Origin of the sequence: Rhizobium aethiopicum, from assembly GCF_014197535.1 — a bacterium.
GTDB classification, from domain to species: Bacteria; Pseudomonadota; Alphaproteobacteria; order Rhizobiales; family Rhizobiaceae; genus Rhizobium; species Rhizobium aethiopicum_A.
On the sequence record NZ_JACIFV010000033.1, the window covers coordinates 1 to 16093 of the forward strand.

Genomic DNA, 16093 nt, shown 5'->3' on the forward strand with positions numbered 1-16093 from the left:
TCGAGAGGCGAGACTGTCGCATCTCTAACTGGCCCAACTGTCGCATTACTAAATAGCCCTTACAAACAAAAATCGCATAAGACAGATTATGGAACCAAAGATTTTTCCAGCCGCGCCAAAGACTTGCTTGATGGTTTCAGGAAATGGTGAGGCTGACACGCCTCGCCCAATTCCTCTGCGGTATTCAATCATCAGGAGCCCAGCAAGGCGGTGATCTCGGCGCGAGAAGGCATGGCGGGAGCCGTGCCCGGCCGTGTTACCGCGATTGCGGCGGTCGCGCAGCCGAAGCGGACGGCCTCGGTTGGCGCCCGGCCTTCCGAAATCGCCGTCGCGAACCCGCCGACGAAGGCGTCGCCGGCCCCGGTTGTGTCAATGACATTTCCCGCCGAAAATGCGGGCACGAATTCGCTCTGACCGGCGGTGTGATAGAACGCACCGCGGGCGCCGAGCGTGATGACCGCTGCTTTCGCGCCCCGATCGACCAGCGTGTGTGCCGCTGCACGTGCCTGCTCATCGGTTTCGATCGCATGGCCCACCAATTCCGCCGCTTCGACTTCGTTGGGAACGATGAAATCGCACAAGCCGTAGATGCTGTCCGGGATGGCGCCGGCAGGCGCCGGGTTGAAGATCGTAATGCCCCCCGCCCTTTTCGCGATCGACAAGGCATGCAAGGCCGCTTCCAGCGGCTGTTCGAGCTGTGTCATGAAAATAGCGGCGCTTTCGATCGCCGCCCGGTTCGCTTCGACATCTTCGACGCCGATCAGCCCCGCGGCGCCCGGCACCACGATAATGGCGTTGTCGCCGCTCACCTCGTCGACGAAGATGAAGGCGGCGCCCGTGGAAACGCCTTCCATCTTCATCACATTGGCTTTGACGCCCGCCTCCGCATAGGCCGCAAGGGCCATCGCGCCGAACGCGTCGTTGCCCACCCGTGAAATGAAAGTCACCTTGCCGCCTGCCTTTGCCGCGGCAATCGCCTGGTTGGAGCCCTTGCCTCCCGGCCCGAGCGTGAAACCCGACCCCATCAGCGTCTCGGCGATATGGGGCAGGCGCTTTGCCTTGTAGGCGGTGTCGGCGGCAAAAATGCCTAAAATGACGATCCCGCTTTTCTCGCTCATCTGACGGCCTCTTCCGCTGGAATGACGCCCTTGGTCAAAAGGAAGCATCCATAGAACCGCAATTCCCCGGTCGCGATCACGCAATAAGCCTTTTTGGCGATGTCGTAGAACGCCATGCGTTCGACGGGATACATCGGCGACGGCTTGCCTTCGGCCCGGTCGACAATCGACTGTACTTCCTGTTGGATCGGCGGGATTTCATCTGGTTTGCCGATCACTTCCATGCGGCCAACCGACGGCTGAATCGGCGTGTCCAGAGGCAGGACCGAAAGGACCGCGTCGATCGCCTGCGGCGCGGGAATGTTTTCCATGGTCAGCAGTTTACCCAGACGCGTCTGGCGGGCTATCGAATCCGATGGAAAATTCATGTCGGAGATGACGAGATAGTCGCCATGTCCCATGTTGCTAAGTGCCTGAAGAATGTCGCCATTGAGTTCGGCCCGAATTCCCTTGAGCATTGATCTTCCATCCTTTCTCTAGCCGGTACGCCCGGCCGTGCTTCAATTTCTGTGTCCGGCGACATCCGCCCTGGAGTGCCGCGCGCCCTTTCGGACGCACAAAGGACGCTCCCACTGTTTGGATCTACGCATCGGGCTTTCCGAGAATCGATTCCGGTTTTCGGGCCGGTGCGCCGGGTTGCGGGCACGGGCCGCTCGAACCACGCACGATCAGCGATCCGTCCACCATTTCGTCCCCCTTGCCCGGCGGTTCCTCCAGGAGAAGGCTGACCGCGCGCCGCGCCAGCATGTCGGCCGGCTGGCGGATGGTTGTCAGCCGCGGCACCACCAGATTGGCAAGCGAAATGTCGTCGAAACCTGTGACGGACAGTTTTCGCGGCACGTCGATCTTGAGGTCACGGGCGGCGCGTAATGCACCGATCGCCTGCTGGTCGCTGGCGGCAGCGATCGCCGTCGGCCGGCTTTGTGGCGGGCGCGAAAGCAGCTCACGGGCAATTCTTTCGCCGGATTCGTAGTCGAATCTGCCATAGGCGATTTCCAGTTCGACAGGCTCGCCGGTCTTGCCGAAGCCGTCCATGCGGCTGACAAAGGCCTCTTTGCGGATGCGCCCCGCTTCGGTGTCGGTCGGCCCGGCAATATAGGCGATGCGCCGGTGCCCCAGCCCATAGAGATGATCGGCAATCAGTGTGGCCGCCTGCGCATGGTTGGTCGACACCAGGGGAAAGATGCCGAAACGCCGGTCCAGCGATATGACCGGCACCGAGGCTGGCAGATCGAGACCAGAACCGTCGCTCGAAGCCACCACGATGATGCCGCGCACCGATCGGTCGAGAAAAGCCGAAACATGGCTCTGCTCCGCCTCGCTGTCGTTATGCGAGCTTGCCAGCATCAGGCTGTGACCGCATTCGAGCGCCGCGCGCTCGATGCTTGCCGCAAGCTGCGCAAAAAAAGGATTGGTGATGTCGGGAACGACGAGGCCGATGACGTCGGTTCTGCTGGTGCGCAAGGCTCGTGCAGTCACGTTCGGTCGGTAACCGAGCGCCGAAATGGCGTCGTTGACCCTTTCACGCAACATGGGTTTGACCGCGGCTTCGCCCGACAGAACACGCGAAACGGTGCCCACGGAGACGCCCGCATATTCGGCGACATCCTTGACTGTGGGCATCTTTGCCATGTTCAAACGTCCCGCGGCTATTTCACCGCTCCTGCGGTCATCCCGGCGATGATGTGCTTTTCCAACACGACGCCGACGATGACCAGCGGAAGGATACCGGCGGTAGAAAGGGCGGCCATCGACCACCAGTTGATGCCCTGACTGCCTGTCTGGCTGGCAATCATCACCGGCAGGGTGTTGGTGTTGGTGGAGGTCAGCAGCGCGGCGAAGAAATATTCGTTCCAGCACAGGATCAGCGCCAAAAGGAAGGCGGCAACCATGCCCGGCAGAACGAGCGGCACGATGATGCGGGCAAATGCGCCCCAGATCGACAGGCCGTCGACCAGCGCGGCCTCCTCGAGCTCGACCGGTATGGTGGCGAACTGGTCGCGCATGATCCAGACGACGATCGGCAGAACCATCAGCGTATAAACGGCGATCATGCCAGCATAGGTGTCGAGCAGCGCCAGTTCCTTGTAGAGAACCAGGAATGGCAGGGCGAGGACGACGGGCGGCATAATCAGCTGCGACAGGAAGAAGAAGGAAATGTCGGAATTGCGCATATGGCCGAACTTGTAGGAGAAGCGGCTGAGGCCGTAAGCGGCGAGCGATCCGAGCACAACCGCAAGCGCGGATGCCGTGACGGAAATGATGACGCTGTTCCAGAGCCTGCGCATGAACTCGTCACGCACCGTCGAGATCTGGGAAATCGTATCGGGAGAGATCCCGAGCGAACGCCAGCCGAGCCAGTTGGGCGCGAAATTGAACCATGGGATCAGATTGCCGCGCATGACATCTGCGGCTGTTTTGAACGAGGTCGAAACCGTCCAGAATAGCGGAAAGATGCAGACACAGGCCCAGATGACGAGCAGGCCGTAGACGGCCAAACGCATGGCCCACCAGCGAATGCGCTGGCCGCGTCCGTATTTTTCGAAATCGATGCGAACCATCAGAGCCTTCCTGTCATCCGCTTCACGATACGGTCGGAGATCTTCATCAGCACTGTCATGCCGAAGACGATGATCACCAGATAGACGAGCGCGAGCAGGGTCCCATATCCGACATTCGAGCGGTCTCGGTATTCGCGGTAGATGAAGCTGGTGACGGAGTCGGTCGCCCCGCCGGGGCCTCCCGATGTCACCGTGATGATGATGTCGGCGAGCTTGAGCTTGAAGATGATGCGGATCATCACTGCCGTGACCGACACAGGCAGCATCAGCGGGAAAATCACCTGCCAGAAGCGCTGCCATTTGGTGGCGCCGTCGACTTCTGCCGCCTCCAGCACCTCCCTCGACAAGGCCTGCAGTCCGGCGAGCAGCATGATCATCATGAAGGGAATGAAGGTCCAGGCGTCCATGATCATGATCCAAAGGCGCGCCGTCAGCGGATCGCCGAAAAAGGACGGGTTTTCCCAGCCGAGCCAGCGGGCCATGCGCGCGATCGGGCCGAAACGGGTTTCCAGCATCGACTTGCCCACCATCCAGCTCACCGCGACTGGCGACAACATCAAGGGCACGAGGAAAGTAACCCGCCAGAACTTCCGGGCAATGATTTCCTGGTTGAGGAGCAGCGCCAGGCCGAAGGCGATCGCATACTCGACGGCAATCGCAAGGCAATAAAGGATCATGTTGAGCAAGGCATTGGCATAGAACGGATCGGCGATCATCCGGCGCACATTATCAAGCCCGTTGAAGCGCCGCCCGGCCGAAGAGGCGAGGTTCCAGTCGGAGAAGCCGATCCAGAGCGCAAAGAGCAGCGGGAAGACCACCATCGATACGACGAAGAGTGCTGCCGGCAGAACAAATAGCGCCTTCTTGCCGGCCTCGCCGTATATGACGACGCGGGTGACGCAAAGAACCGCGGCCCAGATGAAATAGGCGTAGAGAACCGGCCGCCAATTGGCAAAGCCCCAATCGGTCCAGCCAAGTTCGTGGACAGCTTCCAATACAAAGGATGCGATGAACCATATGGCGCTCAGCCACAGAGCCGCGCGGCCCCAGAAACGGCGGCTCGCGGAAATGGAGCCGGCTTCGACCGTGTGGAGCAGGTCGCCTTCGACTGTCGACATTGATATTCCTCGCCCGGACAGGATGGGCGCCGGCGGAGCCTTTTCAGTCCGCCAGCGCGTTTATGCCAATCGATCAGAGCCCGAGGCTCGTCCGATAGAGCTTCAGCTGGCTATCACGGCCGATCTGGTCGGTGATCTTTTCCCAGGCGGCGGCGATTGCATCCGCCGTTTCCTGTGCCGACTTGTATTGTCCGGCAAAGCCCTTCGCCAATTCGTCCTCCGCAACGGAGTAGTATTGGAAGATGCCGGGGATGCGCGGCTCGATCGCAGCGTTCGGATGGTTGTAGCTGTCGGCGTTCGAACCCAGATAATCCTCGATGTAGGCGCGGTCGTAACCTGCCTTTTCCCATTCGTCGTAGTTGAAGTGCGACTGGCGATAGGGTTGGAAGCCGGACGGATAGGCCGACGTCCAAAGGGAAAGATCCTTGCCGCCGAGATGGGCTGCAGCAGACCAGGCCGCCTTGCGTTTTTTCTCGTCACTGGAGACTCGCTTGGTGACATAGATACCCCAGCCGAGGTAGGCCATGTTGGGCGCCTCGTTATACTTGTCTTCCCACTGCCCGGTCTTGCGGTTGTAGACGCGGTTGGAGCCGCGGTTGATGCCGAAGCCGACCACGTCGCCGACGACCGAGGTATCGGATGTGCGGGCGCCGGAGCCAACATCGCCCCACCACATCAGCATTGCACCGGTGCCTGCCAGAAACTGCGAGAAGGCCGTGGTGCCGGGGTCCGCATTGATCTGATCGGCCGGATAGGCCTTGGCTGCGATCAAATCCAGGACGTCCTGGATTGCCTGGACCCAGGCGGGGTTATTAACCAGCGGCTTCATATTTTCGGGGTCGAACAGCCAGGCCGGATCGCCGGGATATTTGGCATAGGCCGTCGCACGGTTTTCGATGAAATAGAAGCCAAAGCCGCCCCAGCCCTTGAGCGGGTCGAGATAGCCGTAGGCCGGCTGGCTGGTCAAGGGATCGGTCTTGCCGATCAGCGCCTTGGACGCTGCGTTGACCTCCTGCCAGGTCTTCGGCGGCTCGGCCATGCCGCTGATCGAGCCTTCGCCGAAGTAATCCTTGCGATAGGCGAAGGTGTGGCAGTCGCCGTCGATCGTGACACGATAGGTCTTGCCGTCCCAGGTGCCAACCGGTGGCTTCAGGTAGCTCACCAGGTCGTCGGCTTCGACCTGCTTTGCAGCCCAATCAGGCATCTCGTCGAGAAGCCCGCGTCCGGCGGTATCGCCTTCGAAAGGCGCGCCCATTTCAAGGATGTCGAAATCGACCGTGCCGGTTGCGATCGACTGCTGAAGGCGGGCGTTGTAATCGGCCTGAGCAAGGTCGATCCAGTTGATCTTGGCGCCGGTATAGGCTTCCCAAGGCTTCAGGAAGCCGCGGAACAGGAAGTTGTGCAGATTCTGGTTGTTGAGCCCCATAAAGGTCAGCTCGACGCCGGCGAATTCGCCCTGATTGACATTGGCCTTAGTCGGGCCGAGGCAGAGCTCGCCGACCTTCTGCCAGTCCGCGTCCGTCGGCGAACCCTTGCCCACGCCCGGGATCTGCAGGATCTGCGCGCGTAGGTCATCGGCGGCGAATGCGGTGCCGACAATTCCGCCCATCGCGCCGGACAGGCCGAGCAGAGCCGCCGCACTTGCCGTTCCCCGCAAAACGTCGCGGCGGCTTGCCTGACGGCGCATCAATGCATCGTAAATTTCGACTTTCATGTCTTCCTCCTCCACGTTTGGTGCGCTGCCGCCAGCCAGTGTTCCGGATAGGCTCCGGCCCGAATTTGGGACTGGTCTCGTGCAGAACTATCTGGTAAACAAGAAAATGAAACGTTTCATAATTCTTGTTTGAAACCGCTCCTCTCGGTCTCATCATTGAGCATTAGACGGGAAGCGGAAAAAGTCAATAAAAAATGAAACGTTTCATGGAGGAGGTTTTGAAGGTATTTCGGGTTGTGGCAGAGCGCGTTTTCGCTGTGCCTCATACGCTGGATACTGTCGAGAGATTCATCCCCTGGAGTGTGTGCCTGGGGTGACCGGAAAGCGAGTGGGAGGCATATGGCTGAGGTCAATATTTCAGAGGCGCGGAAGGCATACGGCGCCTTAAATATCCTGCATGGGGTCAATATAGACATTCGCGACGGCGAGTTCGTGGTGCTCGTCGGCCCCTCCGGCTGCGGCAAGTCGACCTTGCTGCGCATGGTCGCAGGGCTCGAGAGCATTACCGGCGGTACCATCTCGATCGGCGGAAAGATCGTCAACAATCTGCCGCCGAAGGACCGCGATATTGCGATGGTCTTCCAGAGCTATGCGCTTTATCCGCACAAGACCGTTGCCGAGAACATGGTCTTCGCGCTGCGCCTCCAGAAGCAGCCGGCCGATCTCATCAAGCAGCGCCTGCAGGCGGCGGCCGAAACACTCGACCTCGTGCCCTATCTTGACCGCTATCCGCGCCAGCTTTCGGGCGGCCAGCGGCAGCGCGTGGCGATGGGACGAGCCATTGTCCGATCGCCGCAGGTCTTCCTCTTCGACGAGCCCCTGTCGAATCTCGACGCCAAGCTGCGCGTGCAGATGCGCAAGGAGATCAAGGAACTCCACCAAAGACTGAGAACCACGACGATCTACGTCACCCATGACCAGGTCGAAGCGATGACCATGGCGGACAAGATCGTGGTCATGCAGGGCGGCAAGATCGAACAGACGGGAACGCCGCTGGAACTCTACGACCGTCCGCGCAATACCTTCGTGGCCACCTTCATCGGCTCGCCGTCGATGAACCTGCTGAAAGGTCATTACAAGGCCGATGGAGCCGTCTTCGTCACGGAGACAGGCGATGAGATCGCGCTCGGTTTCACGCCGGAGGCCTCCGATGGCCAGGCTGTGCTTCTGGGCGTGCGGCCCGAACACCTGTCGCTCGCTCCGAGCGGCCTGAAGACGACCGTCAACGTCACCGAGCCCACCGGCCACGAGACGATGGTATTTCTGCGCTACGGATCCGGCGAGCTTGTCGCCGTGCTGTCTGAACGTCACGATTTCGAGCCGGGGCAGGCCGTAACGATCGCTGCCCGGCCGGGCAAGCTTCATCTGTTCGATGCGGAATCCGGTAAGACGCTGCGACGGGATTGAGGAGCCGTCTCCCGATCAATGCAGCATTCCTCGGGGCTAAATACGAAAAGGCTGGCCGCCATGGCAGTCGATTCCTTGACCTCGTCAATGCGTGACCGATTTTCACCCTGTGGGCTGCTTGTTCGCTGACGGCAGCGGCCGCGGAGGGCATGCCGGAGAGCAACGGGACTCTATGGGCTTGGAGGCGATCAATGCTTTCGACAGACCGAGATTTGAAGCGGGGCGGCGAGCGGTTTCCCATTCCTTCGCAAGGTGAAGTCGAAGGCAGGCTTCTGATGTTTGAAGTGATTGCCGTCACCTGCCTGCAGGAGCTTCTCGCCAAGACGGAGTCCCGCCTGGTTTCCAAGCTTCGCCGGAGACTTATCCATAATCTGAAGGCGAGGTGTGCCCCATTGAAGTTATGCACGGATGACGAAAAGGCTGCAGAGGAATTCGCACTCCAACTTTTGAGCGCAGCTCTGGAAGAAGCCGAAGACGAGAGGCGAGCCGACTAGGCCGCGATCACCCCGGCAGGCGGGTCGCCTGCACGCCTTCACCATCCACCAAGGGTCGGCGGCAGAATTCGGATGCGCCCGTCGCGTTCGACGTCGCGGCGATCGAATTTCACGCAGGCGATCTCGCTGAATACGCCGTATTCCCGAAGCCGGCTTTCGTCGCAGCGCGGCGGCGCGGCAGTCTCAGCTTCTCAGCCAAGGCCGCTCAAGAACTCCTCGGTCTCCATGAGTTCGAGCTGCACGGAAAAGCGGTCGTGGAGAAGTTCCAGCGATGCGTCATAGGTGTCGTCGGCGCTGCTGAAGACGGCGTCCTTCAGCATGATGACACGATAGCCGAGATCGATGGCGCCGAGCGTCGCGGCGAGCACGCAGACGTCCGTTTCCCCGCCGGTAATCACAAGGGTGTCGACCCGTTCCGATTGAAGGATCGTATGAAGGCGGCCGTCGATCCAGGGGGAATAGGTGCGTTTGTCGAAATATCTTGCCGGCGGAACATGCGAGGCGAGCGAGGAAGTCAGCTCGACGAGGCCATGCGGAAGATGCTCACCCGTCATCATCCACCATTTCCGGTAATAATCGCGCCATTTTCCCGGCATCGCATCCGCATGCTGAGGCGGCACGAAACGGGTGAAGATCGTTCGGGACGGATAGCGGCCGGCGAGTTCCTCGATCTGAGGGGAGATCCGGGCCATCCATGGAACGTGCCATGGCGTGTCTTCGGCAAACATCCGCTGCATGTCGACGCAAAGATGCCGCCACTCGCCGATCTCGCCCATCACATCCTCCGTTCGTCCTGGGCGTCAACCGCTGCCCGGGACGAAAGTTCCTGATCGCCGAAGATCAAACGGTGCTCAGGCAATGGCTCCTGGAGCGATCGTCCGTGATGCGGCGCCGCTTTCGGATTTGCCGAAGCACTCGAGTTCGCGAAGCGGAACCGGTTTGGAGAAGAAGTAGCCCTGAAGGTCGGTGCAGCCGAGGGCGGCCAAAAAGTCCCTTTGATATTCGGTTTCGACCCCTTCGGCCGTCGTCGAAATGCCGAGGTTGCGGCTGAGAGTGACGATGGCGCCGATGATGGCAGCGCCGTTGGCTTTTGCGCCCAGCTGGGACACGAAGGAACGATCGATCTTAATGCGGTCTATGTCGAAACGGACCAGGTGGCTGAGGCACGAAAAGCCGGTTCCAAAATCATCCAGCGAAATCTGAACTCCGTGGCCACGCAGCGATTTCAGTACCGTGTAGACATCCGAGCTATCCTCGATCAGCGAAGACTCGGTGAGTTCGAGCTCCAGTCGCGACGGCGGCAAGCCGGTCTCTTCAAGCACGGCGAAGACCTCCTCGGCGAAGTTGGGCCTTCTCAACTGGGAGGGAGACACATTCACGGCCACAAAGGTGTCTTTAGGCCACTTGCAGGCAGCTCTGCAGGCTTCGCGCAGCACCCAGAGACCGAGGGCGTCGATGAGGCCGCCTTCCTCGGCCGCAGGGATGAAGCTGGCAGGCATCAACAGTCCGCGCTGACTATGACGCCAGCGCACGAGAGCCTCCGCGCCCGACGCCGAGTATCCGCCCTCGGCGCGATGCACGGTCTGATAGTAGACCTCAAGCGACCCGAAGTCCGGTCTGTGGCCGATCGGACCGGGTTGTGGAACGCCGGCCGACAAGGCCGTGCTCTTCGCCAGAACATCCCGCAATTCGTTCTTGAGGACGTCACGCGCATTCCTGCCACCGTCCATGGATGGCGAATAGACGCGCCACTGGCCTCTTCCGCCCATCTTGGCCTCGTAGAGCGCGACGTCGGCATAACGCATGAGATCGTCGGCATTGCGCCCGGCATCCGGCACGACGGTGACGCCGATCGAGCCGCCGACCCGGGCGACCGCTTCGCCCCTCAACAGCGGGAAGGGTTTGCCGAGTTCGGCAACGATCGCTTCGCAGATGGACGGCAGGATTTGATCATCTTTGACGTTCCGGAGAAGCACGGCAAATTCGTCCCCGCCAAGCCGGGCAAGCGTGTCGCCCGGACGAAGCAACGCGTGGATCCGCTCCGCAGCCATTCTGATGAGTTCGTCGCCGGCAGCATGCCCGAAAGTGTCGTTCACCGCCTTGAAGCGGTCGAGGTCAAGAAGCGCCACTGCCGACCGCTCGGCGGAATTGCGTGTATCGGTCAGGCACGCCTCGAACCGCATCGCGAACAAGGCGCGATTGGGAAGGCCAGTCAGCACATCATGCAAGGCGAGCTGCCTTGCGTGCAGCTCGCTTTTCTTCAGTTCGCCGAGACTGCTTCGCAGGCGCACCAGCAGAACCGAAAACAGGACCGCGATCACCAGGGCGGCAATCGAAAGCGCCGGCATCAAGCGGCCGATCACTCTCGAACCAGGAAGATCAGGCCGCCATACGATAAAGCCGATCGGTTCGCCGTTTGCCGTTGCGTCGATCTGGAACGCAACCTCGTTTTCATCAGCGTCGGCCGTTCGCGCGAAGCGGGCGCCGTTGAGGCCTTGCTGCCGGCTCAACTCGTCGAGCGCCGCGCCGTCGAGAAACCGCACGACGATCAGGAATTGCCGCATCGGCTGTGGTTGCCCTTCGGCGGTTTCGTTGACGGCAACGACGCCCACGATCGTCGGCCGGCCTTCGAGCCGCATCAGATTGGCGAGTGCATGGTTCGAGCGGGCGGTGTTGGCCGCTCGGCTCTCCAATGATGATGGGGTCCGTTCGCTGGAAGCGGTGCCGTGGTTCGCCATCAGGCGAGCGTCTTTCAGGAGAGGCAGAAAGAGCGGTCTCATCCAGCGATAGCGCCTTTCGGTTTCGGCATCGGTCAACATGGTCAGCTGCGCCTTGCTATCGACAACGAAGGCCTGGTCATAGCCGAAGGCCGACATCGCAGTGTGGCTGATCGCACTCCCGGCCGCCGCCGTCAGAACCGTGTCGAGGCTGGAGGAAACTCCGGCTGCCCGGGAGGCCGGATAAACGCCGGAGAGGTAGCCATTGCCGAATTGACCGATGACATGCGCGACTTGATCGACCTGTTCCCTGAGCCGCGCATTGACGAGCTGGCGTTGTCGATCGAGGGCTGCCGCATCGCTCTCGGTTCCCGCCCAGAGTGCGGAAAGCACGACCAGTCCGATTGCTCCGAGCCCGCTAACAGCGATCAGGAATAGAATTCTCCCCGAAGCGATCCAGGATTGCTGAAACGTATTGGAGCTGGAAGGAACAACGATGTGCAAGCCTAGACCCCTGAACCCATCACGACACGGGCGCATACGTGGACACTAACAAAGAAGCGTTCACGTAGAATTAAAGGCTGGAGCGCACTATTGGACGATATTTCGCCACAAGGAGTTTCCAACGATGTTGCGTCTATCCTTTCAGACTATATTGCGCGGAGCGTTGATGGTGGGCGGTTTGGGCCTCCTTCTTGCCGCCACCACGCCGCTGCAGCTGGCTGCGCAAGATCGCACGCCTCTGAGAGTTGCCGTCGAAGGTGCATTTCCGCCCTTCAACTACCTTGACGCAAATAACCAGCTGCAAGGCTTTGACATCGATATCGCCAACGCCCTTTGCGACGCGGGCAGGTTCGAATGTCAGTTCATCATCGAAAAGTGGGACGACATGATCCCCGATCTCGTCGCCGGCAAATACGATGCGATCATCTCGTCCATGTCGATGAGCCTGGAGCGCCGCCAGAAAGTTGCTTTTACCGAGAAATATTACACCAGCCCGTCGGTGTTCATTGCCCGCAAGGACTCGCCGATCAACGACGTCAGTCCGGCCGCCCTCAGCGGCAAAAAGCTGGGGGTGACATCGTCCACGGCGCAGGAATCCTATGCCAACCACCTCTATCCGGAGATGAAGAAGACGGTTTTCCGCTCTTCGCCGGAATTATACAAAGGTCTGTCGGACGGGCGCGTCGACATTATCCTCGAGGATAAGCTTGCCATTTATGACTGGATCGCCAACACGAAGGCGGGAACCTGCTGCGAGTTCAAGGGACCGGATCTGGTCGACGTCACCTATTTCGGCGAAGGTGCCGGCATCGCGTTGCGCCTGGATGACAAGGAGCGTCTTGCACGCCTGAACGAGGCCTTGAAGGCTATCAAGGCCGACGGGACCTACGACATGATCAACGCCAAGTATTTCCCGTTCAGCATCCAGTAGTTTTGCCGTAAACCTCTGGTGATCGATCGGTTCAAACTGTTACGGAGCCGCGCCTGCGAAAACAGGCGCGGCTCCGTAAATCTTGTCTTCAGTCCCTGGCGTCAGGCGGCTTTCGCGACCTCTCCGTGCGGATCGAGGACATATTTCGTTGCCGCGCCATGGTCGAAACTTTCATAGCCAGCGGCGGCATCGTCGAGCGGGATGACCTTGGCGTTGACGATATCGGCGATCGGCAACCGGTCGTGGAGGATCGCCTGCATGAGCTGGCGATTATATTTGAGCACCGGCGTTTGGCCGGTGTGGAAGGACTGTGCCTTTGCCCAGCCGAGACCGAAGCGAAGCGAGAGATTGCCGTGCTTGGCGGCATTGTCGACGGCGCCCGGATCCTCGGTCACGTAAAGGCCGGGGATGCCGATCGAGCCTGCGGCGCGGGTGATCTCCATCATCTGGTTGAGCACGATCGCCGGCTGTTCCCCGCCGGAATGGCCGCGCGCCTCGAAGCCGACTGCGTCGATGGCGCTGTCAACCTCGTTGCTGCCGACGACCTCGGCAATCATGTCGCCGAGACGATCGCTCTTGGAGAGATCGATGGGTTCGAAACCGACCTTCGCGGCATGCGCCAGGCGATCCTTGTTGAAATCGCCGATCATGACGACGGCGGCACCGAGGATGCGAGCCGAAGCCGCAGCCGCTAACCCGACAGGACCGGCGCCGGCGACATAGACGGTCGAGCCGACCCCGACGCCTGCGCGCACTGCACCGTGAAAGCCGGTGGGCAGAATGTCGGAAAGCATGGTGAGATCGCGGATCTTCGCCATCGCCTTATCCCGATCCGGAATTTTCAGCAGGTTGAAATCGGCATAGGGAATGGTGACGTAGCGTGCCTGCCCGCCGATCCAGCCGCCCATGTCGACATAGCCGTAAGCGCCGCCGGCGCGGGCCGGGTTTACCGTCAGGCAGACGCCGGTATCCTGAGATTTGCAGCAGCGGCAGCGGCCGCAGGCGACGTTGAAGGGTACCGAGACGATGTCGCCGATGTCGAGCATCTCGACGTCAACGCCTTTCTCGATGATCTCGCCGGTGATCTCATGACCGAGAACCAGGCCCGGCATCGCCGTCGTCCGGCCGCGGACCATGTGCTGGTCGGAGCCGCAGATATTGGTGGAGATAACCTTCAGGATCACTCCGTGCTCGATACGGCGGCCATCGGGCGCTTCCAGCTTCGGGTCGTCGATGTCGCGAACTTCGACCTTGCCCGGCCTCAAATAAACGACGCCTCTATTCTTGCTCATGGATTCCTCCCATGTGTTGAATGCCTCGAGCTGCAACCGATGCAGTCGACGACAACTATTCCTCCGGCCTACCTCCTCTGCAGTCCGGCATTCAGATCGCCGCACGGGCGATATTTCGAAATTTCGCAGATCGGCGGGGACAGGCTGAATCGAGGAGAGAGTGAACACGAAAGGTCTGGCCTGTCGTTCCGCTCGTCATCGCCCGCCGCAATCCGGAGATCTGCTGCGCACAGAGCTGGTTTCGGGCTCCAGAACCTCCTTTCGATCCGTCTCGAGGTCTCCGGATGTCAATCCGAGGACCGCTTTCAGGACTTCAGTTCTTCTACCGCTGCGGGGCAGCGCGCCGGCGGCGGCCGACTTCGCATCGTTCATGTCGCCAGCTTACGAGGCAGCGCCGTGAACATGACCAGCAAACCACGCCTGACCGAAAACGGCGCACAAAAAAACGACATAGGTGCACCTCCAGGCGACAGGGCGGCAAAGCCGTAATCACTTTCGGCGGGGGACGACAGATTGATCTCGCGAATGCGGCAGTTTTCCGGATCGCTCCGGATGATGTTATCGCAGCTGTCGGGCTTCCCCCCGTTAAACTCGTGGCACTTGCGATCACATCTATTGGCCAGCGGCAGATGTCGTTTTCAATCGTGATTGGACTTCGGCTGTGACCTGAGCGAGGCTGTTCTTGGGAGCGGACCATCTATTTTTCCGGGGATAGGAGGCCGAAATGGAACAGCATGCACTCGAGCAGTTGAAAACGATCGCGAAGGTCAGCACGACCTATAATCGCCTTGAAATGACGAGGCGCGAACGGCTTGAACGGTGGGCAGACAGTCTGGAACACAGTCCCAGGCCGTTTCTCAAGACGCTTCACGAAACCGAATATCAGCCGATTGCAGATCGGCTTGCCTTGCGGGATGACGACACGCCGATCTCTGTTGCGTTCGCTGATCCCATTCTGCGGGCGGCAGGAATGGAAAACGACAGCTATGGAGAAGCCAGGCGGTTCTTCGAACTCAGCGATGAGCAATTGCACGACCTGGTCTGCTTTTGTCATTTCGGGGAACGCGTCAGCGCTGCAACACTAGCTCGCCGCGTAAGAAAGATGGCGGCTCACAAACCAGGCGGGTTTTTCGCTCAGCTTCGTGCGTTCTTTGTCTGATCGAGGCTGAGGCCGCCATCTGGAGCTATCAAAGGGGTGGCCCGCGCCGCCGTGGGAAACGGCCGCCCGGCAATTGCTTGGTCGCTCATCGGCGCATGAGCGAACACGGCTGGATCCGTCGCGTCAGTGGACCGGAGGATAGGCGGCAGCCAGCCGGCCTACCGCCGGCCACGGTTGAAGTCGACCGCCGTATGCCAGAACACGGCGCCGATGATGATCGCGCCGCCGAAATAGGTGGCGATCGGCGGCTGCTCGGAAAACAACAGCCACACCCAGAAGGGCGTCAGCACGATTTCGATCGTGCCGATCAATGCTGCTTCGGCCGGCGGCATCCGCTTCGCGCCGGCGAGGAAGAGCACCAGCGCCAGCGAGAAATTCGTCGCCCCGAAGGCGGCAAGGACGATCCAATTGTGCAGATCGAGAGAGCCGACCGAACCGAAAGGCGCGAAGATGGCGAGCGTCAGAAAAGCGCTGACGACGGTCGGCGGCAGGCTCGGCACGCCGGGGTCGATGCGCGGAATGATGATGACGAGCGTGAAGGAGGCGGTCATGCCGAGCGCTAAGAGGTCGCCCCAGCCGGTGCCGCCGCCGATCGAGGAGGCGACGATGATGCCGACGCCGAAGAGGGAAACGGCGCCGGCAATCATCGTTCGCCCGGCCACTCTCTCCTTGAGGATGAGCCAGCCGAATAGCGCCGCAATGAAGGGCGTCGTCGCATAGATCATCGTCACATTGGCGACGGTGGTCATGTAAAGCGCCCCGATGAAGCAGCCCTGACTGAAGGTCTGGCATGCGATCATCGCAAGTCCCGATGGATGGAAGACGGAGCGCCATTGCCGCCGCGAGATGCCCCCTTCGAGGAAAAGGCAGGGGATCAGCAGAAACAGGCCTCCGAACAACGACCGCCAGGCGATCGCCGTCCACACGTCGGTGGTCAGGAGCCGCGAGTAAACACCGCTCGCGCTCCAGGCAAGGGTCGCGGCAATGATGAGAAGCACACCCTTCTCATGCTCGCTGCCTGCGAGGTCTCTGGCCGGATTTTCAATGGTCACGCGGATATTCTCAAAGAAGGAAGTCG

Annotated in this window: 14 protein-coding genes; 4 read left to right on the plus strand and 10 right to left on the minus strand. The window is 60.5% G+C overall.

The genetic code is table 11. The features are described from left to right. Positions 1-191: 191 nt before the first annotated feature. The 6 genes from GGD53_RS28120 to GGD53_RS28145 form a co-directional block, all read right to left on the minus strand. A complete protein-coding gene (locus GGD53_RS28120; protein ID WP_184459995.1) occupies positions 192-1118 on the minus strand; it encodes a ribokinase in 927 nt (308 codons plus the stop codon). Further along, on the minus strand, positions 1115-1576 hold the full coding sequence (locus GGD53_RS28125; protein WP_184459996.1) for an RbsD/FucU family protein: 462 nt from the start codon (positions 1574-1576) through the stop codon (positions 1115-1117). The genes GGD53_RS28120 and GGD53_RS28125 overlap by 4 nt, the downstream gene beginning before the upstream one ends. A 124-nt stretch (positions 1577-1700) precedes the next feature. After that, a complete protein-coding gene (locus tag GGD53_RS28130; protein WP_184459997.1) occupies positions 1701-2750 on the minus strand; it encodes a LacI family DNA-binding transcriptional regulator in 1050 nt (349 codons plus the stop codon). A 17-nt stretch (positions 2751-2767) separates the two neighbouring features. Continuing rightward, positions 2768-3679, minus strand: coding sequence for a carbohydrate ABC transporter permease (locus GGD53_RS28135; protein ID WP_184459998.1), 912 nt, complete (start codon positions 3677-3679; stop codon positions 2768-2770). Next, positions 3679-4797 carry a carbohydrate ABC transporter permease gene (locus tag GGD53_RS28140; protein WP_184459999.1) on the minus strand — a complete coding sequence of 373 codons (1119 nt, stop codon included), beginning with the start codon at positions 4795-4797 and terminating at the stop codon, positions 3679-3681. Before GGD53_RS28140 ends, GGD53_RS28135 begins: the two co-directional genes overlap by 1 nt. 73 nt (positions 4798-4870) lie before the next feature. After that, positions 4871-6511, minus strand: coding sequence for an extracellular solute-binding protein (locus GGD53_RS28145; RefSeq protein WP_184460000.1), 1641 nt, complete (start codon positions 6509-6511; stop codon positions 4871-4873). Positions 6512-6850: 339 nt separating this feature from the next. Here GGD53_RS28145 and GGD53_RS28150 point away from each other — a divergent pair, with 339 nt between their 5' ends. Together GGD53_RS28150 and GGD53_RS28155 are read left to right on the plus strand one after the other, a co-directional pair. Then, entirely contained in the window at positions 6851-7918 is a 1068-nt protein-coding gene (locus GGD53_RS28150; RefSeq protein ID WP_184460001.1) for an ABC transporter ATP-binding protein, read from the plus strand. A gap of 191 nt (positions 7919-8109) precedes the next feature. Next, complete coding sequence (locus GGD53_RS28155) at positions 8110-8412, plus strand: hypothetical protein (protein WP_184460002.1); 303 nt, start codon at positions 8110-8112, stop codon at positions 8410-8412. A 191-nt stretch (positions 8413-8603) separates the two neighbouring features. Here the strand turns inward: GGD53_RS28155 and GGD53_RS28160 are convergent, their stop codons facing one another. Together GGD53_RS28160 and GGD53_RS28165 are read right to left on the minus strand one after the other, a co-directional pair. Next, a complete protein-coding gene (locus tag GGD53_RS28160) occupies positions 8604-9188 on the minus strand; it encodes a cysteine hydrolase family protein (protein ID WP_184460003.1) in 585 nt (194 codons plus the stop codon). Between the two features lie 75 nt (positions 9189-9263). Next, positions 9264-11669, minus strand: coding sequence for a putative bifunctional diguanylate cyclase/phosphodiesterase (locus tag GGD53_RS28165; RefSeq protein ID WP_184460004.1), 2406 nt, complete (start codon positions 11667-11669; stop codon positions 9264-9266). Positions 11670-11757: 88 nt separating this feature from the next. Between GGD53_RS28165 and GGD53_RS28170 the strand changes: the two genes are divergently transcribed. After that, positions 11758-12564 (plus strand): transporter substrate-binding domain-containing protein, encoded by an 807-nt coding sequence (locus GGD53_RS28170; RefSeq protein ID WP_184460005.1) that lies wholly within the window; start codon positions 11758-11760, stop codon positions 12562-12564. 101 nt (positions 12565-12665) lie between these two features. Here GGD53_RS28170 and fdhA read toward each other — a convergent pair whose 3' ends face one another. Beyond that, positions 12666-13856 (minus strand): formaldehyde dehydrogenase, glutathione-independent, encoded by a 1191-nt coding sequence (fdhA, locus tag GGD53_RS28175; RefSeq protein ID WP_064695160.1) that lies wholly within the window; start codon positions 13854-13856, stop codon positions 12666-12668. Between the two features lie 724 nt (positions 13857-14580). Between fdhA and GGD53_RS28180 the strand changes: the two genes are divergently transcribed. After that, the gene (locus GGD53_RS28180; protein WP_184460006.1) at positions 14581-15015 is read left to right on the plus strand and encodes a hypothetical protein; all 435 of its coding nucleotides are present in this window, start codon (positions 14581-14583) and stop codon (positions 15013-15015) included. Positions 15016-15173: 158 nt separating this feature from the next. Here GGD53_RS28180 and GGD53_RS28185 read toward each other — a convergent pair whose 3' ends face one another. Further along, on the minus strand, positions 15174-16067 hold the full coding sequence (locus GGD53_RS28185) for an EamA family transporter (protein WP_184460007.1): 894 nt from the start codon (positions 16065-16067) through the stop codon (positions 15174-15176). Positions 16068-16093: the final 26 nt, after the last annotated feature.

Bases quoted from the DNA above. Each gene is read 5' to 3' on its own strand.
- GGD53_RS28135 (WP_184459998.1), bottom strand. From the start codon at position 3,679: ATGGTTCGCATCGATTTCGAAAAATACGGACGCGGCCAGCGCATTCGC.
- GGD53_RS28140 (WP_184459999.1), bottom strand. From the start codon at position 4,797: ATGTCGACAGTCGAAGGCGACCTGCTCCACACGGTCGAAGCCGGCTCC.
- fdhA (WP_064695160.1), bottom strand. From the start codon at position 13,856: ATGAGCAAGAATAGAGGCGTCGTTTATTTGAGGCCGGGCAAGGTCGAA.
- GGD53_RS28125 (WP_184459996.1), bottom strand. From the start codon at position 1,576: ATGCTCAAGGGAATTCGGGCCGAACTCAATGGCGACATTCTTCAGGCA.
- GGD53_RS28160 (WP_184460003.1), bottom strand. From the start codon at position 9,188: ATGGGCGAGATCGGCGAGTGGCGGCATCTTTGCGTCGACATGCAGCGG.
- GGD53_RS28150 (WP_184460001.1), top strand. From the start codon at position 6,851: ATGGCTGAGGTCAATATTTCAGAGGCGCGGAAGGCATACGGCGCCTTA.
- GGD53_RS28120 (WP_184459995.1), bottom strand. From the start codon at position 1,118: ATGAGCGAGAAAAGCGGGATCGTCATTTTAGGCATTTTTGCCGCCGAC.
- GGD53_RS28165 (WP_184460004.1), bottom strand. From the start codon at position 11,669: ATGCGCCCGTGTCGTGATGGGTTCAGGGGTCTAGGCTTGCACATCGTT.
- GGD53_RS28170 (WP_184460005.1), top strand. From the start codon at position 11,758: ATGTTGCGTCTATCCTTTCAGACTATATTGCGCGGAGCGTTGATGGTG.
- GGD53_RS28180 (WP_184460006.1), top strand. From the start codon at position 14,581: ATGGAACAGCATGCACTCGAGCAGTTGAAAACGATCGCGAAGGTCAGC.
- GGD53_RS28145 (WP_184460000.1), bottom strand. From the start codon at position 6,511: ATGAAAGTCGAAATTTACGATGCATTGATGCGCCGTCAGGCAAGCCGC.
- GGD53_RS28155 (WP_184460002.1), top strand. From the start codon at position 8,110: ATGCTTTCGACAGACCGAGATTTGAAGCGGGGCGGCGAGCGGTTTCCC.
- GGD53_RS28130 (WP_184459997.1), bottom strand. From the start codon at position 2,750: ATGGCAAAGATGCCCACAGTCAAGGATGTCGCCGAATATGCGGGCGTC.